Consider the following 22,061-nt stretch of genomic DNA (forward strand, 5'->3'; position numbering starts at 1 on the left):
ATAAAATCCTAGAAAATGATGTGCGGATGGGAACGAACGATTCCCATCCGCCTTTTCCTAAAACGTATGTGACATAACTCATCGAAAGCACAAGTATGCAGGGAAAACTATCTGAAGTTTCCAACCCGAATATAAGCGATGCCGGGTTAAAGAATGTAACTGAAAACAAGAAGAAGAGCAGAAAGCCTGCTGTGATCGCCGTGGCTTCGGTCGCGGCCGTGGCTGTGCTGGCTGGTGGCGGCTGGTTCGTTTGGAAGACCTACGCGAACCATGAGCTGGCCGAGGCGAGACAGGCGTGTGTGGAAGCGTCGGAAAGCTACCGCAAGGCGGCGGACTCGTATTCCGGGCTGGTGGATGGCGACGCGGCCACAGCCTCCCAGATCACCGTGAAGCAGGTGGCGGATGCGAAGACCGTGGATGCGTTGGCCGAAGCGTTGAAGGCGAACGAGCCTGACGTGGTCGCCTGCGTGGCCGATTCGAAGGCGGATTACGAGTCGAAGACCAGCCTGATTGAAAAGAACACCGGCTGGTACGGGAAACACGAGAAGAGCTTGGAAGAAGCGGTGAAGGCCGTGAACGATTCGAAACTGGAGAAGACCGTTTCCGATGCGGAACGGTTGTTGAAGGATTCGGACGGCAAGGTCGCCGATGTGGCGACGCGCGACGAACTGTCCAAGGCAGTCAAGGCCAGGGATGCGGACAAGATCGCGGCCGCGTCGAAGAAGGTCAACGACTCGGTGACGGCGAAGACGAAGGCGGACGAGGAGGCGCAACGCAAGACTGAGGAGGAGGCCGCCGCGCAGGCCGCCGCCGAAGCGGCGGCAGCCTGCGCAGCAGGCGCAGTCGTATGCGCAGCAGTCGTATTCGGCTCCCCAACAGTCGTACACGCCCTCGTATTCAGACGGTTCGACATCGAGTGGCGGCGGTTCCAGCAGCGTGCCGGACTTCGTTCCAAGCAGCGGAGGTCTCGGATGCACGACAGACTGCCCTCCGCCCTCAAGCGATGGATTGATTCACCACTGATTTGGATGACTCTTCTTCTCAAGGGACCCTTCGGGGTCCCTTTTTCGTATCCGCAGCCTTCCGGGAAAATGTCCAACCCGACACGCCAGAAACCGTGGTTGCATAGCAGGTGGATGACGGAAACGAATCCGATATCGACGTTTGTCGACGGCCGGTCATGTGAAGTGTTCGGACGGGATTTGTTCTGCTGTCCGACCCCACCATGGGTGGGGTCGGACATCTGCAGATGGATCTCTGAAAGGAGACGGAACATTGGGTTCCAAGAACAGTAACGGAAGGAAGACGCTGGCCCTGCTCGCCGCCACGGCGACGTTGGCCGGAGGCCTGACCGCGGGCACCGCCTACGCCGGTGGCGGCGGCGGAGACCAGGGAGGCACGGGTGGCGGCGGCTCGGCCGCGCAGTTCTGGGCCTACAAGGACGACGCGACGGGGTCGTGGGGTTCCGCGACGGACCTGAACAGCGTGAGCCGCGCCATGGCCGCGCGGGGCGTGCGCATGGACGATTCGGCCGGCAAGGCCGCCAAGGCGTTGAGCGACGCGAACGCGGAATGCGTGGCCGGCTTCCGCCAGAGGCATCCGGGCGAGGGCGACGGCGACTGCCGCGTCGTGGCCGTGGGCGCGGCGTCCGGCAACGGGTCCACCACCAGCGTGTGGAACGGGTCCGGCGTCTACGACGCGAAGATATGGAAGGACAACTGGTACAAGTACGTCGCATCGAACACTTACAACTACGCTGGATCTCAGTCTTATCACACCGGCGATGGCTTCAGCGACGATCCGTCGAACAGCGTCGACAAGATCATGGAACGCCATGTCGACTCGACCCGCAGCATCGTCGTGATCGTGCTCGACAAATACCAGCCCGCCCCGCCGAACTACACGCTGAGCGTGGCCACGAAGGCATCCGGCACGACCACCAAGGCCGGCGACACGCAGAACGTGGCGGACACGGTCACCACCAGCCGTAACGGCAGCTCGATCAGCGAGAACGTGACCGGCACCAGCACGCTCCGCTGGGCCGGCGTGGACGGCACCACCCACAACACATGGAACGGTGATACCGAAGTCACCGCCGAAGGCTACTACTACGCATCCGAGGACGAAACCATCCTCCAGCCCGTCGCACGCAAAGACGGCGAAACCGTCGACCAGATCACCAGCACGCTGAGGTGACTGTGAGCGTCCCGAATCTTCCAGCTACTGGAAGATTCTTCCCGCTGACGAGCACATGAGCGCACCAAATTCTCCAGTGGGTGGAGGAATCTGCCCATTAACGGTTACGATCGCATGGTCGGCACATGCGAGAAGAATCAGTGGCATGACTGAAGCCGCACATGATGATTATCAGTTGCCCGAAGAATTCGAACACTGTTTGAAACTTGCCCCTGTACGCGATGCGCCTAGCGCGTTGGACCGTGTCAAGCAGGTCGTACGCATTCTGCACGAACCAGGCGGATGCCCTTGGGACGGCGAGCAGACCAATACAAGCCTGCTTAAACCACTGTTGGAAGAAACCTACGAATACATCGACGCCGTGGAAACGAACGATCGCGACAACATGCGTGAAGAACTCGGCGACATGCTGCTGCAATCCGTTTTCCAAGCGCAAGTGTGTGCCGTGGATGCGCAGGATCCGTTCGGCATCGACGAAGTGTGCAATCGTCTCGTCGACAAGCTCATCACCCGACATCCGCACGTCTTCCAATCAGACGACGCTACCGACGCTTCCGTGCCAGCACCGGAAAATGCGCAAGATACGTTGAAACTGTGGGAAGCGATGAAACAGAAAGAAAAGCATCGCAAGTCCATGCTCGAAGGCATCTCCCACGCGCAAGGCGCATTGCCGCGCGCCACGAAAATCGTATCGAGAGTACACAAATCGCAGTATTGCGATCAGCTTGAAACAGCATTCACAACAAGCGCAAGTCAAATGGACGAACAGCATGATGGCGATCATCCTTACGCTGACGAAATCATCGCCATCATCCGCAAAGCGCAACGTGACGGCGTAGACGTGGAATCCGACCTGCGTTGCCGCCTGCGCGACATAGAATCCGAAATCGAACATATCGAAAGGACCATGAACCATGAGTGACGTCAAAGCACTCGACCCTGCGCTGCTCAAACAGTATTCCACAGACTTCAACGCTGACCGCGCCAATCTGGTGGCAGCCAACGCGGCAGTATCATCCGGTGTGCTCGCCGCAGCCACCGACTATAAGGGCGAGCGCGTGCTGCAGAATGATTTCTCCATCGAGCTGAAGCAGGGGAGTATCACCAATCAGCGTAGTTCGGGGCGTTGTTGGATGTTTGCGGCGCTTAATACGTTGCGTTATGAGTTGATGCATCGTTGGAATTTGGAGGATTTCGAGTTTTCGGAAACCTACCTGTTTTTCTGGGATACGATGGAGAAGTCGAACACGTATTTGGAGAATGTGCTTGCCACGTTGGATGAGCCGTTGGATAGTCGTGTGTTCGAGGCGATTAATTATGGTCCGGCCGATGATGGTGGTTGGTGGCAGATGTTCGCTGATTTGGTGAACAAGTATGGTTTGGTGACGAAGAGTGCTTATCCGGAGTCGGCTAATTCGAAGAGTTCGGATGCGTTCAAGCAGTATTTGAATACGAAGCTACGTGAGTTCGCGTCCGATTTGCGTGACCGTCATGCGGCTGGAACGTCGTTGGATGAGTTGCGTGCGTTGAAGAATGCGGATATGGCTACGGTGTATCGCATGTGTGCGATCGCGTTGGGTGAGCCTCCGGAGCGTTTTGATTTTCTTGCGCGTATGAGCGATGACGAGGATGACGGCAAGAAGAAAACCACGGGGGAGGGGCCGTCTGAAAAGGCTGCGAAAACCGGTAAGGATGAGCGTCCGCAGATTCGTGAATTCGGTATCACTCCGATGGAGTTTTATAAGAAGTACGTGCCGGTGGATGTGAACGATCTGGTCACGTTATGCAATGTGCCGATGGAGAGTCGTCCGTTTGGCAAGCGGTATCGTATTCGTTTTTCCGCCAATGTGGCGGAAGCGGGTGATATGGAGTTTGCGAACGTGCCTCTTGACGTGTTCAAGAAGGCTGCTGTGGACCAGATCAGTGGTGGTCATCCGATTTGGTTCGCTTGTGATTGCATGCAGTTCTCGTTGCGTGGCGATGGCTATTTTGATTGCGATACCGTGCGCGTTGACCAGCTTTTCGGTACGGAATTCACGTTCGACAAGGCCAAGGGATTGGAGTATGGCGATTGCCCAAGCAATCATGCCATGACGTTGACTGGCGTGAATTTGGATGCTGACGGGCGTCCAAACCGTTGGAAGGTGGAGAACAGTTGGGGCAAGGATAATGGTCAGGATGGCTATTATGTGGCGTCCGATGCTTGGTTCGACCGTTATGTTACCGAACTGATCATTCGCAAGGAGTATCTCGATGAGGCTACGCGCGAAATACTGGCCGATCAGCCGGTCGAGCTTGAACCTTGGGAGCCGCTCACCAAGCGAAGCCGGTGAAGGCTTGCGCATATCGCGCATGATTCGGTTTGATTGCAATAAGGAATGAGATAAACAGTGGAGGGCGTCGATTGACAGATTCGGCGCCCTCCACTTATTGCAGTATTTAGTTATTATTTAATTGCTATTCGGCAGTACCAAGGCATGCTTCGAAGGAACGGCGGGTGAGGCGTCCACGGTTGACGACGCCCACGAGCTTGCCTTGTTCAACCACCGGCACTTTCTTGTACTGTTGATAGCCGAACATCTGGCAGACTTGCGCGATATTGGCATCCGATTGCACGGTGACGGCCGGCTTTGCGGCAATAACCATGACGTTCATATCAAGCAGTTCTGCGTGAGACAGTTCCGGGAATTCGCCGCGGGCCATGCCAGTGACCAGCGTGGAAATGTCGGAAACCGGCGCGTTGTCTTGTGCGAAGCGGCACAGTACGTCGCTATCGGAGATGAAGCCGACCACGTGGCGTTCGTCATCGACGATAGGCATGCCGCTGATGTTCTTTTCCAACATCATGCGCACTGCGTCACGTACCTCGGCATCCGAGGCTACCGTGTAAACGTCATGCTGCATCACATCGGCAACGGTCTTGACATCCAAAGCGGGAACATGCTGTTGCGCGGACTTGTTCCATCCGGCGGCATCGCCGATGGCGTGAACTATCTTGCCGGACAATGGTGCGACGATCAGCATCTGAATCGGCAACGCGATGGTGAAATTGGGGAACATGCGCCAGAATCCCGTGAACGCGCCGAATGTGAAACCGAATGCCATGATGGCGCCGAATACGGTCATCAGCACCACCATGAGGAATTTGACCGTGATGCCTTTCCATACCGCACGGTCGGTTGCTGCGCAGAATGTATTCATAATCGCGCGGGAGCTTGGCGTGCAGATGCACAAATCGCAAATCATGCCGACCACGTAGGCCAACGGCCAGTTGAACAATGCGTAGCTCCACGCCGCCGCACCGACGTCACCGATACGTACGCCGTAATTGAGTGCCGCCATCACATAAATCATGATCGCGGACATGATGAAACTGAAGAGAATGCCCTCCTTGCCGTTACGTGGCATGGAACTTCCTTTCGCTATGCGTTCGATGTGTTGCTGCATCGGCCCCTCTGGTCTGTTCCGCACGTCATGTTCCAACAGGAGCGCGGAAGGCTAGGGGGCGCATAACGAAATCCGAAAAGGTTCGGACGATCGCAATGGCGACTTCCTGGCAAACGAATCGACTCAAGCCCTCAATGGGCATGCAAGATGCGATTCATGAGTCGGGGCCGCTTGCAAATCACAGATTGTTCGCAGACCCCAAGACAAATACGGAAATACCGAACGTGCTCGAAACGCATGTGGAAAGAAAAAGCCGGACGTTTTCGCGTCCGGCATAAATACAATCCGAATAAAACTCGAATTACTCGGCTTACTCTTCGGCGACCAATTCCAGATAGGAATCGTTCCATAGGTCTTCGTCGCCGTCGGGCATGAGCAGCACACGTTCCGGGTTCAATGCCTGCACCGCACCCTCATCGTGGGTGACGAGCACAATGGCACCTTCATACTTGGCGATGGCCTTGAGGATCTCATCTCGTGAGGCCGGATCAAGATTGTTGGTCGGTTCGTCGAGCAGCAGCACGTTCGCACGGCTGGTCACCAAAGTAGCCAACGCCAGTCGAGTTTTCTCACCACCGGAAAGCACGCGAGCCGGCTTCAACGCATCATCGCCCGAAAACAGGAACGAGCCGAGAATCGAACGCGCCTGCGTATCATTCAGTTCCGGAGCCACATGAATGAGGTTTTCCAACACTGTGGCATTCAGGTCAAGCGTGTCATGTTCCTGCGCGAAATAGCCGATTTTGCAGCCGTGACCGTAGTCCACGGAACCGGTGTCCGGCTCTTCCAAATGCGCGAGCAGACGCAGGGTGGTGGTCTTACCGGCACCGTTGTATCCCAAAATCACCACACGCGAGCCCTTGTCAATAGCCAGATTCACGCCGGCGAATACAATGTTCGAACCATAGGCTTTCGAAACGTCCTTCGCCATGATCGGCGTGCGACCGCACGGAGCCGGCTCCGGGAACCGGATATCCGCCACTTTCTCCTGCTTTTGCGCTTCGGACGTGTTCTCGAGAAGTTTCTCCGCACGACGCATCATGTTCTGTGCGGCCACGGCCTTGGTCGCCTTCGCATGCAGGCGGATACCCTGCTGCATGAGGCGTTCCGCCTTCTTCTCGGCCACTTCACGTTCGCGACGGCGACGTTCCTCATCAACCACGCGCTGATGCAGGTAGGCTTTCCAACCGAGGGAATACATGTCGATCTGTCCGAGTTGCGCATCCAGATGCCATACCTTGTTCACCACTTCGTCCAACAGTTCGGTGGAGTGGGAGATGACCAGGAATCCACCCTCGTATTTCTTCAGGTATCCGCGTAACCATTCGATGGAGTCGGCGTCCAAATGGTTGGTCGGTTCGTCAAGGATTAGTGTGTCCGCATCAGAGAACAGAATGCGGGCCAATTCGATACGACGGCGTTGACCACCGGAAAGCGTACCCAATTGCTGGCCCATAACCTCCTGCGGCAGGCCAAGGCTTGCCGCCATTGCGGTCGCTTCGGACTGAGCCGCATAGCCGCCGGCCTTTTCGAAATCCTGCATAGCCTTGTCGTAACGGTTCATCGCTCGGGTCATGACGTCCGGATCCGGATCGGTCATCTCCTTTTCAGCCTTGCGGATACGACTGATGATGGAAGCGATGTCTCGCGCGCTCATCATGCGGTCGAGCGCGGTCTGTTCCGGATCGGCAGCATGCGTGTCCTGCGGCAGATAGCCGAGCTTGCCCGATACACGCACTTTGCCGGCGGTGGGCAGCATGTCGCCGGTGATCACGCGGGTGAGCGTGGTCTTGCCGGCGCCGTTACGTCCGACCAGACCGATCTTGTCGCCCTTGGCGACGTGGAAATTCGTGGGATGCAGCAACGTGCGCGCGCCGATCTGAATCTCAAGCTCCTGCGCTTCAATTGCCATGCCTCAACACCTCTGCACTTTCGTTACTGTCGTTCCAAACTGGCTGTGCCGCACATAACGGCCTGCCCATCATTTCATAAGGCCAAACGCCAATCGAACATCATACCGAACGCCTGTAACCACGTGAATCCCACCGCGTGGTACGCAATCGCAAATGGAATAGATTGCGCGGAAGCGTAACAATCAGATTATTCTGGTGAGCAGGCAAATTCGGAAGGGAGCAAACATGAAGAAAGCTTTGATCATTGTGGATGTGCAGCCGACATTTTGCGAAGGCGGCGAACTGGGTGTAGCCGGTGGCAATGCCGTCGCGGAACGTATCGCGGATTACGTGAATGCGCACCGCGGCGAGTACGAATACATCGCAACCACGCAGGATTGGCATATCGAGCCCGGCTCACACTGGTCGGAGCAACCCGACTATGTGGATACGTGGCCCGTGCACGGCAAGGCCGGCACTCCCGGCGCCGAACTTCATCCAGCGATCGCCGCGCTGCATGTAGAGCATCATTTCAAGAAGGGACAGTATTCGCCGTCATATTCGGGGTTCGAAGGATACGAGGATAATACGGATTCGATTCCTTCCCGCGAACAGGTCGCCTCTGACATGGCTACAGGGCGTACGCTTGCCGTTGCATTGGAATCCGCGGGTATCGAATGCGTCGACGTGGTTGGCTTGGCCGAATCGCACTGTGTCAAGGAAACCGCGCTGGACGCCCGTAAGCTTGGACTTGAAGTGCATGTCATCGAAAACCTGACCGAACCGGTCAGTGAAGAACTCGGCATCGCAGCCCGCCAGCAAATGCTCTCCGCCGGCGTCATCCTCGACTAGTTTCTTGAGGAATGGGACAACGAATGGAGAAGGGATTGTTCAGCAGGCGTGTTTATGAGGTGGTGCGGCGCATTCCGAAGGGTAAAGTCGCCACCTATGGGCAGGTTGCGGCTTTGGCCGGAGCGCCACGCAACGCGCGTTTTGTCGGCTATGCCCTGCATTCGAATCCTGAGCCGGGTGTGATTCCATGTCATCGTGTGGTGTTCCGAGACGGCTCGTTGGCACCCGGATTCGCGTTCGGCGGTCCGGAAAGACAGCGGCTTCTGCTCGAAGAGGAAGGCGTTGTCTTCATCTCTCCGAAAGGTATGCCCGAACTAAGCGAGTCAGGCAAGATGAAAGACTCGAACGCCGGAGCTTCCGGACTGCGAGTCGATCTCGCCCGTTGTCAGTGGGACGCCTAGTCGCTTTCAATCCGTGTCAACCGCTTACGCCCCCAACGACATTTGCTTTATCCGCCGTGGTTGGATAATGGGTGCCTGCCATAAGGCGAAGAAAGCAACGGGGACGCAAAGGTGGAACGGCAAGGCATGTGGCAACAGGACGCACCAGGGGCGATATCGGTCGGAATGCCGGTTGTATCGTTGGCACCGGCTCCGCGAACCATGGCATAACATCGGCTTAAGTCGTTGGAAAATAGCGCGACACGCCGCGATTTGCGGAGTTGGCATGCTTCATGTATATTTTCTACTCGTTGCCCACCACGGTGGAAACAACTTGCGGACATAGCTTAGTTGGTAAAGCGCAACCTTGCCAAGGTTGAGACCGCGGGTTCGAGTCCCGTTGTCCGCTCCATTCGAAAGCTTCCGGAAGGAAGCTTTTTTCATATCCGACCGCAAATCCGGGCGTCATCCTCAATTCATCCCGACCGAAATCCGAACTGGAATCCTCCTCTGTTGAGAAAACGTTTGACCACAATGTGAACGTTCTCTTGAAAAGAGATAATCCATGCGAGAGGCTAGGAGAAGTTCCGCCAAAACAGGCAACGATGCCGGGGGAGAGCGGAACGGACGGAGGTAAAACAAATGAACGAGAACAGCGACATTATTTTCGTGCCGGACGATTCCGCCAGCCACGAGTGGACGGAACGGGACAGCGAACTCGTAGAGGAGTATGCGGCCCAGCTTATGAGCATGAGCATCTAGCCGGAAATTAGATGGGGCCGGGTTCCCTCTTCCATGACAGGAAAAGACGTCGCATTCGTACTGTAACTGCGGCGTCTTTTCCTTGTTTTCGTTTAGAATGGAGACTTGCCGCCAAGGCATCGAACACATGGAAAGGCGTATTGTTGGCTGAGATCAGACGGGAGATGGAACGGCTTCGACCCGTATACGAAACCGGTGTCCTACGGTTGCTGCTGCGTAACAATTCCATGCTGTACGTCGCGTTGTTGCGTTCTACGTTCGACCCGCTGACGGGGGAGCTGCCGCGCGAAATCGTCGAAGAACGGTTCGCACGCAGTCTCAACCGGCTCATCGAAACCGGCGATTACACGCTGAAAGACGGGCAGACTGCGCGCGAGGCCGCGCATTCGGTCCTGCTTGACCTCGCCCGCGAAGGGGAAGGTGACTACGCCTGGCTCGCCAATTCCATGGATGTGGCCTCGCACCGCTACCTGTACCGTCTCACAGCGCGAGCGCACCGTGCCATCGAAGCGCTCGACCGGCTTGAGGACACCACGAAAGCGCTGTCCGGCGCGCAGGCCAACAGCATCATCATGGAAATCGAGCATGCTCGCATGCAGTTGACCGCCGATCCGCGCGAACGCATCCGCCTGCTGAAGAGGGACATCGAGGAACGGCAGAAGGAAATCGACGAGCTGGAACATAGCGAGGCCTTGGAAAAGCTCACGTCCGAACAGGTCGGCGACATCATCGGCGTGATTCACAACACTCTGCGAGGAGTGCCCATCGACCTGCGCGAGCTCGCCCTTTCCGAACGGGACAACGGCGACGCGCTCCGACGGCGCATGCAGGCCGGCGCCATGAGCGTGGAAAGCATCCTCACCGCATACCATGACGAATACCGACGCGCGTTCCGCGAATCCGACAGCGGACGTCGTTTCGAAGACGCGTTCCAAGTCATCGTCACCGACGAAGGCCGGCGCGAGATCGACGACGCGGTGCGGGACATCGCCAGAAACCCCTATTTGGATGGCGAGCCGAGCGTGCTGCTCAACCAGGTGCGTTCCGAACTCAAACGCATCTATGAAGGCATCGAGGACGTGCGCCGGCAGATCCGCACGTCCGACGAGGCGGTCAGCCGTCTCGTACGCCAGCAGACCGACACGAGCTACCGGACCATGCTCGCCAAACTCAACCAGCTGTTCGCAAAGACCAGCGCCGAAGCCAAAGCCCATCCCAATGACCAAAGCCGGCCCTACCATACGGACGCCGGGCAGGCGAAATTCCCGACATTGCCATCTCGTCCGGCCAGATCAATGGCGCGCGCCGCATCATCCAGCCTGAACGACGCCCCAGCGGCGACCATCGAAGCGCCGGACCTCAAGAACATGGTCGAAATATGCGGGCCACGGCTGACGCGCATGATCAGGCTTATCCGCAGCAATCCGGTGACGACATCGGACGGCATGTTCGTGGACCTCGCGGCAAGCTTCAACCAGCTGCCGAAAGCCGAACGGAGGGAAAGCGAACTGGTCGGCTTCCTCAGCGCCCTGCGCACGCAGGACGACTCGTCATACGTGACATGGCGCTGCATATCGATCGACGGCAGCGAACGCGTATGGCGCACCAAACCCATTCTCACCACCGAAACGACGCTCGACGACATCATCGAGGAGAGATAAGCATGACGGACTATATCGAAGCCAACATCGAGGAAACGATCCTGACAGAAGGGGAGCCGGTATTGGAAGAGGCCGGCAGCCAGCAGGCCTCGACCGCGCTGTTCAACGGCGACACCGGCGACATGCCCGTCGAAGCGCGCATGGCCGCGATCGCGCTCAAACGCGAACGCTACATCGACGGCAGCCTGTATGACCTCGCCTGCGAGAACCGTGAGGTCGTGGAACGTTCGCTCAACAACGACATGCTCAGACTGGTCGACAACACGAAATACCGCATCATGTACGCGTCGCCGGTCACCGACTCGGAGACATGCATCCGTTCGTTGAAAACACGTATGAGCCTCACCCGCGAGGAGGCCGCCACGCTTGCCGCGCTACGCATCAAAGCGTTGGAATACGAAAACCAGAACGCCGAACCATGCGACTGGCTTATCAGCTTCGACGACATCCGCGCATTGCTCGCCACCGGCGCGGGATTCCTCACCGCCAGCAACGACGAGGAAGGCACTGCGAAGAAAATCACGTCCATCATCTCACGCATGCGCACCTACGGGTATCTCGCGCCGATCGAAGACGACGACATGTACGTCCTCACGCCACTGGTGCCCATGGTGCTCGACCGCGGCCTCGCCGACCAGTGGCTCGGATCCGAAACCACGGACGAGAACGCATCCGCCGACGGCCGCACCGACGCCGGCCCGGACGACAGGCCCATGGAAGACATAGAACAAGACGCATTCGATTTCAACACCGACGACAACCGTTTCGACGAGGAGGAACACTGATGGCAGACGGCATGAAGATCGTTTCCGACAAGTGGATGCTACAAAGCCGACAAATCGTCAACTGGGGCTCATACGGCGGCTGGCACGAATTCCGCCCATCCATGGACGAAACCATGCCGGTGACCCTGCTCGCCGGCGCCAGCGAATCAGGCAAATCCACACTCGTCGACGCGCAAATCTCACTCCTCTACCCATCCGGAACCCCCTACAACAAGGCGTCGAACTCCGGACGTTCGGAACGCAACGACTACACCTACCTGCGTGGCATGATCGGCGTAAGCGATAGCGAAAACGGCGAAACGCCGATCTTCCTGCGCGGCAAAGACGCCGACGGCACCCCACAGAACATCTGGGGCGCAATCGTCGACACCTACGTGAACAAAACCGACGGAGGACTGCTCTCCTGCGGCAAATTCCTCTACCTGAACGCCGGAGACGGACAAGACGGACTACGCCGCCGCTACATCACCTGGAACCGAACCATCGACCCACGACTCATGGACCAGTACCGCAACACACCATTCACCCGGTCCATGTTCGAAAAAACCTATCCGGAATGCACCACGCACACCAACGCCGCGGCATTCCACGCCTCCATCTGGCAGGACATGGGCCTAAGCGCCGACGCCTGCCGCCTCCTGCACAAAATACAATCGGCGGACGCCCCCTCAAAACTCGACGACATCTTCAAGCAAGGCGTGCTCGACATACCCGAATCCATCCGCCTCGCCCACGAAACCGTCGACGACTACAACCGGTTCAACGAAAACTTCCACAGCATGGAAGACAAAATGGCCCGCGTCGCCATCCTGCAAAACATCCAGACACGCTACGGCGAATACGCAAAGCAAACCAACGAACGACGCGAATACGAACCCATCAACCCCGACAGCGAACATGGCAACGCAACACTGTCCGCATGGGCGCGCTCGCGCATGGCCAGCGAAGTGCGCGCTGGTCTGCCGGCCGCGCAGCGCAAGGTCAAGGAGTCGCAGGAGGCCATCGATCGGGCGATGCAGCGCGTCGGCGAGCTCAACACGCGAATCGACGCCGTCAAGGAACGTATCCAAGGCATCGACGGCGGCAGTCTGCAGCAGCTCGGCAAGGATCTTCAACGCGTGCGCCAGGACATCGACGAGGCGAGCAGGCAACGTCATGTCATAGCCGAACGATTCGAACAGGTCGAAGGCAGGCTTCCCGACAGCGAGCAGACATGGGACGCCAAACGCGCCATGCTCGCCGAAACGCTCGACACATACGAGGAACGGTTGAAGGACGCGAACGACAGATTCCAGCAGCTGGTAGGGGAGCGTCACGACCGCCAGCGCGACCGTGACAGCCTACGACGGGACTATCAGCGCAAACTCACGCACAGGACGCGCATCAGCGATGACATGGACGACGCGCGCACGCTTATCATGCGGGCGACCGGATTGGACGCGTCCGAACTGCCGTATGTGGCCGAACTGATGGACGTGAACGAACAGGACGAACAGTGGCGTCTGGCAATGAACGTCACCTACGCGCCCATCGCGCAGACCATCCTCGTCGACAAACGCCACGAGCAAGGATTCGCGGCGAAAATCAGCGCCATCGACCCGAAACTCATGACACGACGCACGTGGCGGTTCATCGACACCGGCATGCAATACGAATCCTCCGCCAGCGAAGGCTGGATGTCATCGAAACTGCAATACCGGGAGGACTCTCCGTTCGCCGGATGGCTGAAAAACCAGACGACGTCGCCACGGTTCGACGCGCGTTGCGTGCACGCCATCGACGACATGAACCATGACGAACGACAAGTGCAGGCCGACGGACAAATCAAATCCGGCGACCGTGGATTCCACGGCAGCAAAGGACTACACCAGGTCATCGGCTTCATGAACGAACAATACCTGGCCGAACTGAAAAACCAACTCGACAAGGCGGAGCAGGCGTTGCAGAACGCCGACCGTCGAAGCGAACAAATGTCCAACGCCATCAGCCTGCTGCAAGACGAGCACGAGCTCGCACGAATCGTAGCCGACATGCCATGGAGCAAAATCGACGTGAACGGACTACGGGAACAGGAAACGCGAATCCGCAGGCAGATCGAACGCATCGAAAACGACCCGGAACTCGGCCAACTGCAAACCGAACTGAAACAGCTCAACCAACAGGCCACCGCCGAAAACAGAAACCAGTACCAAGCCGAAGACGACCTCGACAAGGCCCAACACGCCGTCCAAGCCGAACAAGCATGGCTCGACGCCTACGGCAACGACGAATTCGACGACGCCACACTATCCAGCATGGTATCGAACCTACTCGCCGACGCATACGAGAACTGCTTCGGCGCATCCGTACGCGCGCAAGACCGGCCAAAACTCATCGCAGGCCTCTTCGACCATGAAAGCGAAACACCATTCCACACGCGCGCGCTACGCAACATCGTACGCATCGCACGCACACGAATCCAAGAAATCGACGCCAGATCCAACCAACTGCGCGCCGACACGGAACGCATCATGGACGACTACCTCAAAAACCACTCCACAGACGACAACACCGTCATGGCAAGCGTGGAAGACTATCGATACTTCCTCGACGAACTCGACGAACTCAACATGCTCGTCACCCGCGCCGCAACCGACGAAGAATACGCCAACAGCGTCAAAAAACTCTACATGAGCTTCCAACAGCTCAACCGTGCGCTACGCACCGACGAAGAAAACATCAAAGAACAACTCAACCGCATCAACAGCATGCTCAAAGGACAACAATTCGGCCCACAAGGCGGCAGACTATCACTCGACGTGACCTTCAGCCCAATCGACCGACAATTCGAAACAACCCTCAGCCGCATCCTGTCAAAACTGGAAGACTGGACGCGCAACGCAAGCGACAATCCCACGGAAACACGCAACGCATTCAACAACTGCGAAACATTCGTGAACAGACTGCACAACGAACTCGACAAAATACACGACACCAACGGCATCAAAGCATACGGCGCACGCAACCTCGACCCACGCGTACGCAGCTCATTCTACGCAATCGTGCACCACGACAACGCCCCCGACGAACGCATCAGCTCCACCGGCGGAAAATCCGGCGGAGCCCTCCAAGAACTCACCTCATTCGTCTACGGCGCAGCCCTCATCTACCTCCTCGGCGGCGACCTCACCGCACGCCCCACCTACACCACGCTCTTCCTCGACGAAGCACTCATCAAAGCCGACGGCCGCTACACCAAACGCGCGCTCGCCGTATTACCCCGACTCGGCTTCCAAATCATCGTCTCCGCCCCGGAAAGCAAAACCGCGGAAATCCTCAACGTCGCCAACAGAGCATACGTCGCATACAAAGACCCATCCACCGACAACTCATACCTACAGGAACTCGACAGCGAAACCATCACACAGGACGAAACACAGCCCACCACCGCACCCGCGAAACCAACAACGGAGGCATAACCCATGGCAACGGCCAGAAGCACCACCAACAGCGACATCCACAGCCAACTCAACGGATACGTCACCGACTATCTCACCAAGCACATGTATGACGCCAACACCTCCTGGCCATTGCGCAAAACCATCCGACTACCCAAACAAGCCGAACTCGAAGCCCACTACACGCACATCCGTGCCCAAGACGAAGCCATCCGCAACTGGGCACAACAACACCACTGCGAAACCAGCGAAAAAACCAAAATCATCTCCAACGGAATCGTCCGACAAACCAGCCAACTCATCGACTCGGTAACCATACCCGACCTCAACACGGCCCTCAACATCACCACACCACAAACACGCAAACTCTACCAACGCGAACACCAACGCGCACACACCATCACCAACCAATTCAACCTCGACTCCAACACCTCCATAAAACATCGCCAAAATCCTCAAAAACCATGACGACACCGACTTCAACCTCGTCATACAAGCCGCACACTACTTCGCCAACCACAACACCGAAAACATGACCCCACGCATGGTCCCCATCCCCGGATTCAGCGCAAAATGGCTAGGCAAAACAACATCAAACCGCTGCAAAGCAATCTGCAAACTCCTCAAACGAGAACAACTAGCCCTCAACGACCGCCACGGAGAAATCCGACTCCGACTCCTCGACACACAACACCACAACCAACCAGACCTCATCGTGACACAACCATGGACAGACGGCGCGCCACACGACATCACCCACATCATCATCGTGGAAAACAAAGACACCTACCAAGCCATACCCACAACAGAACACGCCATCTGCATATTCGGCAGCGGACACGCGGCAACCCGAATCAAAACACTACTACCTTGGATCACAACCACACCCCACATCATCTACTGGGGAGACATAGACGCAGACGGCCTCGAAATACTCTCCGAACTACGACAAACCGGCATCACCTGCGACTCCATACTCATGGACAGCACAGCATACAAAACATACGAACCATACGGCACCAAACTCGACACAAAAAAACAACCCCTCAAAACACGCGACCCCAAACCAACACCAGGACTCACACAACACGAAAGAAACTTATACGAACAACTCTGCACCGGGAAAAACACAACCTACCTACGAATCGAACAAGAACGCATCCCCATCAACGACGCAATGACAATACTCCACAACCAACACCAATGGAACACAACACACCACAAATAGAACACCTGTTCGAAATCACAATAAAAATGAGGTATCCTAAACAACTAGAACAAAGAACAACCACCAGCGGAGGCAAGCCGTGGCAACCAAACACACCAACGCAGCAAGCGGCGAAATCATAGTCGAACGCATACTCACCAGCGACGCATTCCTCGCAAGAGAAATCAAAAAAGCCCCTCTCAAAACGAAAAACGGTTCACTTACAGCCGACCTCAAGCACCTGCCCAACGACCTCAAAATCACCATCCAAGGCGCTCGCGAGCATAATCTGAAGAACGTGGATCTTGAGTTTCCGCGCAATCGCATGGTGGTGTTCACCGGACTGTCGGGCTCCGGCAAATCCTCGCTCGCCTTCGATACGTTATTCGCCGAAGGCCAACGCAGATATGTGGAGTCGCTGTCGGCGTACGCAAGGCAGTTCCTGGGGCAAATGGACAAGCCCGACGTCGATTTCATCGAAGGTTTGAGCCCTGCGGTGTCGATCGATCAGAAGACCACGAACCGCAATCCACGTTCGACTGTCGGCACGATTACCGAGATTTACGACTATCTGAGATTGCTGTTTGCCCGCACTGGCATTCCGCATTGCCCGGAATGCGGCGCGTTGGTCAGCGCACAGACGCCGCAACAGATGGTGGACGCGTTGCTGCAGTATCCGGAGCGCACACGATTCCAGATTCTCGCGCCGGTCGTCCGTGGGCGTAAGGGCGAGTTCGAGGATCTGCTTGAACTCTTGCGGGGCGACGGCTACGCACGAGCGCTGATTGACGGCGAAATGAAGCAGCTGTCCGACGACATCAAACTCACCAAGCAGAAAAAGCACACCATCGAAGTGGTGGTGGATCGACTGGTGGTCAAGGACGGCATCCGTCAGCGTCTGACCGATTCCATTGAAACCGCATTGAAGCTCGCCAAGGGTATCGTGGTGGCCGATTTTGTGGATTTGGATGAGAAGGATCCTGACCGCCGTAAGCCTTTTTCCGAAAAACGCGCATGCCCGAACGGGCATCAGCTTGAACTTGATGAGATTGAGCCGCGCACGTTCTCGTTCAACGCCCCGTACGGTGCCTGCCCGGTATGCACGGGCATCGGATACAAGCTGGAGATTGATCCGGAACTGGTGATTCCCGATCCCAGCAAGACACTGAATGAGAACGCCATCGAACCGTGGGGCATGACCAAAGGCACCGGCGAATATTATCGCCATGTGCTTGAGGGGCTCGGCGATGAGATGGGTTTCGATCTCGACACCCCTTGGAAGGATCTTCCGGAAGAGGCCCGTCAAGCCATTATGTATGGGCGTGATTTCAAGGTGCAGGTCTCGTATCGTAACCGTTGGGGTCGTATGCGCGAATATTCCACCGGTTTCGAAGGCGTGGTGCGTACGCTGATGCGTAGGCATGACGAGACCGACTCCGATCAGATGAAGCAGTATTACGAATCGTATATGCGTGAAGTACCTTGTCAGGCATGCCAAGGCCGTAGGCTTCGTCCGGAAGTGCTGGCGGTGACCGTTGGCGGGGAATCCATTGCCGATGTGTGCGACATGTCCGCTGAGACAAGCCTCGCATGGATGGACGGCTTGCAGCTTGAAGGGTCGGCCGCGCAGATCGCCGGCGAGGTGTTGAAGGAGATTCGTGCCCGTCTTGGATTCCTCAACGACGTCGGACTGAACTATCTGACACTGTCTCGTGCCGCCAAAACCTTGTCTGGCGGCGAGGCGCAACGTATTCGTTTGGCGACCCAGATCGGTTCCGGTTTGGTGGGCGTGATGTATGTGCTCGACGAACCATCCATCGGTTTGCACCAGCGTGACAATGAGCGGCTGATCACCACTCTGCATCATCTGCGCGATCTTGGCAACACGCTGATCGTTGTGGAGCATGACGAAGACACTATCAAAAACGCTGATTGGGTTATTGACATCGGACCTGGAGCTGGCGAGCATGGCGGCGAAGTGATCTATTCCGGTCCCGCGAAAAAGCTCGTTGACGCTCCGCGTTCGGTTACGGGCGACTACATTGCCGGCCGCCGAAAGATCGAGGTCCCGCAGTCCCGTCGCAAAGTACGTAAGACCAAGCAGTTGCGCGTGGTTGGAGCCCGCGAAAACAATCTGAAGGATTTGACGGTCAACTTCCCACTGGGAGTATTCACTTGCGTGACGGGTGTTTCGGGTTCCGGTAAATCCACTTTGGTCAATCAGATTCTGTACCCGGTGCTTGCCGACAAACTCAACGGTGCGCGCATCGTGCCCGGCAAGCATACCCGTGTGGAAGGTGTGGGCCAGTGCGACAAAGTGATCCACGTTGACCAGAATCCGATCGGACGCACTCCGCGTTCCAATCCGGCCACCTATACCGGAGTATGGGATAAGATCCGCACGCTGTTCGCCAAAACCCCTGAAGCGCAAGTCCGTGGATACGGTCCGGGGCGGTTCTCGTTCAATGTCAAGGGTGGCCGGTGCGAAGCATGCCATGGCGACGGCACTTTGAAGATCGAAATGAACTTCCTGCCGGACGTGTATGTGGACTGTGAGGAATGCCATGGCAAACGCTACAACCGCGAAACGTTGGAGGTGAAATACAATGGCAAATCCGTTGCCGACGTGCTTGGCATGCCGATCGAAGAGGCTGCCCAGTTCTTCAAAGCGTATCCCTCCATCTCCCGCTATCTCGACACGCTTGTGCAGGTCGGACTTGGGTATATCCGACTCGGACAGCCTGCTCCAACGCTTTCCGGCGGCGAATCGCAGCGTGTGAAGCTTGCGACCGAGTTGCAGCGAAGGTCTACGGGCAAAACCGTGTATATTCTTGACGAACCTACCACGGGTTTGCATTTTGAAGATGTGCGCAAACTGCTGCTTGTCTTGCAGGGATTGGTGGATAAGGGCAATACCGTTATTGTCATTGAACACAATCTCGATGTGGTCAAGTCGGCCGATTGGATCATCGACCTTGGGCCGGAAGGCGGTGACGGAGGCGGCACCATCGTTACCGAAGGTACGCCGGAACAGGTGGCTCAATGCGAACAGTCTTGGACCGGCAAGTTCCTTAAGGGCATGCTGTGAGCGCACCCATCGAGCGGCACAGCCAGGAGGTTTGGCGCAAAACCGCCGAACAGTTGAACGGCGACGGTTTCAGTGTCGGTGGTGATGATTCTCCCGGCAAAGACGTAAACAAGAACGGCGCGCCTCTGCTGGGGGATTCACGTGACCTGTTTCGTCCGAAAACATCCGACATTCCGGCGCAGCCGGGCGTATACAAGTGGCGAGATGGTGAAGGCAGGGTCATTTACGTAGGCAAGGCGAAAAACCTGCGCAACCGTTTGACCAATTATTTCCAACCGTTGTATCAGCTGCATCCCCGCACTCAAACCATGGTATTGACGGCCCGCAACCTGGAATGGACGGTCGTTGGTACCGAACTTGAGTCATTGACGTTGGAATACACGTGGATCAAAGAGTTTGACCCACGATTCAACGTTGTGTTCCGCGACGACAAAACCTATCCGTATCTGGCGATCTCATCCGGTGAACGCGTGCCGCGGGTGTGGGTGACCAGAAGCCGCAAACGCCGCGATACAAGATATTTCGGCCCGTACGCCAAAGTATGGGATCTGCGTCACAGTCTCGACCGTCTCCTCAAGACTTTTCCTGTGCGCACCTGTTCGCAGAACGTTTATCATAAGGCGGAAATCACTCATCGTCCATGTTTGCTTGCGTCCATCGGCAAATGTTCGGCCCCTTGCATTGGACGTATCAGCGTCGAGGAACACCGGAAGATGTGCGAACAGCTTATTGGCGTATTAACCGGTCGCATCGGCAAATCGTATATCGCACAGCTCACGCGTGAAATGAAGGAGGCCAGCGACGAGTTGGAGTTCGAGAAAGCGGCTCGGTTGCGCGATCAGATCCAGATGCTATCCACAGTGGTTGAGCAGAATGCCGTGGTGTTCGATTCCGATGTCGATGCGGATTTCTTCGGCGTCGATTCGGACGAGCTGGAAGCTTCCGTGCACGCGTTTTACGTGCGTGCCGGTTCCATCCGAGGTGAACGCAATTGGAGTGTGGAACGGGTTGAGGATGTGACGGATGAGGAGCTGATTGCCGACCTTATTGTGCAGGTGTATTCGGAAACCGCAGGGGAGACGATTAGGGCTTCGCAGTCGACTGTTGTCACCGAACAACGCAATGCCATCGGATCGACGCAAATCGTGACGGCGACCGATGCGGTGGCACGCGCGCAAGCTACCAGGGAACGTAACGAGCGGCAGGATCAGACCGGTCGTGCGGATTTGTTGGCTCCTATCTCTCCGGTGCCGCGCGAGGTGATTGTTCCCATCGAGCCGGCCCGGCGTGAAGAGCTTGAATCATGGCTTAGCGGATTGCGCGGTGGTGCCGTGAGCATTCGCGTGGCCAGCAGAGGGGATAAGAGACAGCTTCTGGACCGTGCCAACGATAATGCCAAGCAGGCAATGCAGCGCAGCAAGATGAGTCGCATCAGCGATATGGGCGCCCGCAGCACAGCCATGAATGATGTTGCCAAGGCTTTGGGACTTGAACAGGCTCCATTGCGCATCGAATGCTACGACATTTCCAATACCGTCGGCGGAGCGTTCCAGGTCGCTTCCATGGTGGTATTCGAGGACGCGATTGCCAAAAAGTCCGAATATCGTCGTTTCGCCATTCGCGGAGCGGACGGACAGGGTGCACTCGACGATTTGAGCGCATTGTACGAGACGCTGACGCGACGATTCCAACATGGCAATATCGCCGGTGACTCCGGCGAAAGCATGGATAATGAACGTCGGGCATCCGAGCATGGTGACCAGACTCATGAACCGACTGTCCAGCAGAACACCAATCGGCATCATTTCGCATACAAGCCTAATCTGGTGGTGGTCGATGGCGGCAAACCGCAGGTCATGGCGGCCGCGAAGGCGCTTGAGGATTGCGGTGTGGATGACGTGGCCGTGTGCGGATTGGCAAAACGTTTGGAAGAGGTGTGGGTGCCGGATGACGACTATCCGATCATTCTCAAACGTCAATCCGAAGGCATGTATCTACTGCAACGCGTCCGCGACGAATCGCATCGTTTTGCCATCACCTATCATCGTCAGACCAGAAGGAAAGGCGCGTTGCGTTCCGCCTTGGACGATATTCCAGGCGTCGGCGAGGCATACCAGAAGCGCCTACTGAGCCATTTCGGCTCGGTTCGTGCCATGCGTGAGGCGGATGTCGAGGATTTCGAGCAGGTCAAAGGCGTCGGAAAAGCCAAAGCCGCAGCCATTTACCAAGCGTTGCACGCCCACGACGGGCAACCGTCGACGGAAAATGCCATTTCGTCGAATAGTCCGAAAGATGAAATGGAATAAGATTGGGTAGCGAAAAAAGACAATCGGATTGCTAGCATGATGACGGTG

15 protein-coding genes and 1 tRNA gene are annotated in these 22,061 nt (G+C 56.8%); 14 read left to right on the forward strand and 2 right to left on the reverse strand.

The window, feature by feature from the left end; translation table 11 throughout:
• Positions 1-191: 191 nt before the first annotated feature.
• The 4 genes from KSY55_RS03835 to KSY55_RS03850 all read left to right on the forward strand — a co-directional run bounded on the left by KSY55_RS03835 (position 192) and on the right by KSY55_RS03850 (position 4,529).
• Complete coding sequence (locus KSY55_RS03835; RefSeq protein WP_118284325.1) at positions 192-1,295, forward strand: hypothetical protein; 1,104 nt, start codon at positions 192-194, stop codon at positions 1,293-1,295.
• Entirely contained in the window at positions 1,276-2,196 is a 921-nt protein-coding gene (locus tag KSY55_RS03840; RefSeq protein WP_118284324.1) for a hypothetical protein, read from the forward strand. Before KSY55_RS03835 ends, KSY55_RS03840 begins: the two co-directional genes overlap by 20 nt.
• Before the next feature lie 145 nt (positions 2,197-2,341).
• Positions 2,342-3,118: a MazG nucleotide pyrophosphohydrolase domain-containing protein gene (locus tag KSY55_RS03845; protein ID WP_217749514.1), complete on the forward strand. Its 777-nt coding sequence runs from the start codon at positions 2,342-2,344 to the stop codon at positions 3,116-3,118.
• A complete protein-coding gene (locus tag KSY55_RS03850; protein ID WP_217749513.1) occupies positions 3,111-4,529 on the forward strand; it encodes an aminopeptidase C in 1,419 nt (472 codons plus the stop codon). The genes KSY55_RS03845 and KSY55_RS03850 overlap by 8 nt, the downstream gene beginning before the upstream one ends.
• Positions 4,530-4,653: 124 nt before the next feature.
• Here KSY55_RS03850 and KSY55_RS03855 read toward each other — a convergent pair whose 3' ends face one another.
• Positions 4,654-5,604 carry a CBS domain-containing protein gene (locus KSY55_RS03855; protein WP_217749512.1) on the reverse strand — a complete coding sequence of 317 codons (951 nt, stop codon included), beginning with the start codon at positions 5,602-5,604 and terminating at the stop codon, positions 4,654-4,656.
• A gap of 349 nt (positions 5,605-5,953) precedes the next feature.
• Positions 5,954-7,555, reverse strand: coding sequence for an ABC-F family ATP-binding cassette domain-containing protein (locus KSY55_RS03860; RefSeq protein ID WP_004222045.1), 1,602 nt, complete (start codon positions 7,553-7,555; stop codon positions 5,954-5,956).
• 226 nt (positions 7,556-7,781) lie between these two features.
• Here KSY55_RS03860 and KSY55_RS03865 point away from each other — a divergent pair, with 226 nt between their 5' ends.
• From KSY55_RS03865 to uvrC, 10 genes are all read left to right on the forward strand, one after another.
• Positions 7,782-8,387, forward strand: a complete 606-nt coding sequence (locus KSY55_RS03865) for an isochorismatase family protein (protein WP_034879635.1) — start codon at positions 7,782-7,784, stop codon at positions 8,385-8,387.
• A 23-nt stretch (positions 8,388-8,410) separates the two neighbouring features.
• Complete coding sequence (locus KSY55_RS03870; protein WP_004222051.1) at positions 8,411-8,788, forward strand: MGMT family protein; 378 nt, start codon at positions 8,411-8,413, stop codon at positions 8,786-8,788.
• 315 nt (positions 8,789-9,103) lie between these two features.
• A tRNA-Gly gene (locus tag KSY55_RS03875) sits at positions 9,104-9,179 on the forward strand.
• Between the two features lie 514 nt (positions 9,180-9,693).
• A complete protein-coding gene (locus tag KSY55_RS03880) occupies positions 9,694-11,190 on the forward strand; it encodes a DUF3375 domain-containing protein (protein WP_055063408.1) in 1,497 nt (498 codons plus the stop codon).
• 2 nt (positions 11,191-11,192) lie between these two features.
• The gene (locus KSY55_RS03885) at positions 11,193-11,975 is read left to right on the forward strand and encodes a DUF4194 domain-containing protein (RefSeq protein WP_118249971.1); all 783 of its coding nucleotides are present in this window, start codon (positions 11,193-11,195) and stop codon (positions 11,973-11,975) included.
• Positions 11,975-15,433: an ATP-binding protein gene (locus KSY55_RS03890; protein ID WP_217749511.1), complete on the forward strand. Its 3,459-nt coding sequence runs from the start codon at positions 11,975-11,977 to the stop codon at positions 15,431-15,433. Before KSY55_RS03885 ends, KSY55_RS03890 begins: the two co-directional genes overlap by 1 nt.
• A gap of 3 nt (positions 15,434-15,436) precedes the next feature.
• The gene (locus KSY55_RS09075) at positions 15,437-15,880 is read left to right on the forward strand and encodes a DUF3322 domain-containing protein (RefSeq protein ID WP_254881844.1); all 444 of its coding nucleotides are present in this window, start codon (positions 15,437-15,439) and stop codon (positions 15,878-15,880) included.
• Between the two features lie 64 nt (positions 15,881-15,944).
• Entirely contained in the window at positions 15,945-16,640 is a 696-nt protein-coding gene (locus tag KSY55_RS09080; RefSeq protein WP_333491351.1) for a DUF2220 domain-containing protein, read from the forward strand.
• Between the two features lie 79 nt (positions 16,641-16,719).
• Positions 16,720-19,707: an excinuclease ABC subunit UvrA gene (gene uvrA / locus KSY55_RS03900; RefSeq protein WP_217749510.1), complete on the forward strand. Its 2,988-nt coding sequence runs from the start codon at positions 16,720-16,722 to the stop codon at positions 19,705-19,707.
• Positions 19,704-22,013 (forward strand): excinuclease ABC subunit UvrC, encoded by a 2,310-nt coding sequence (gene uvrC / locus KSY55_RS03905; RefSeq protein ID WP_072043412.1) that lies wholly within the window; start codon positions 19,704-19,706, stop codon positions 22,011-22,013. The genes uvrA and uvrC overlap by 4 nt, the downstream gene beginning before the upstream one ends.
• Positions 22,014-22,061 lie beyond the last annotated feature (48 nt).

The sequence above is a fragment of the Bifidobacterium sp. MSK.13.1 genome (assembly GCF_019131435.1).
GTDB classification, from domain to species: domain Bacteria; phylum Actinomycetota; class Actinomycetes; order Actinomycetales; family Bifidobacteriaceae; genus Bifidobacterium; species Bifidobacterium pseudocatenulatum.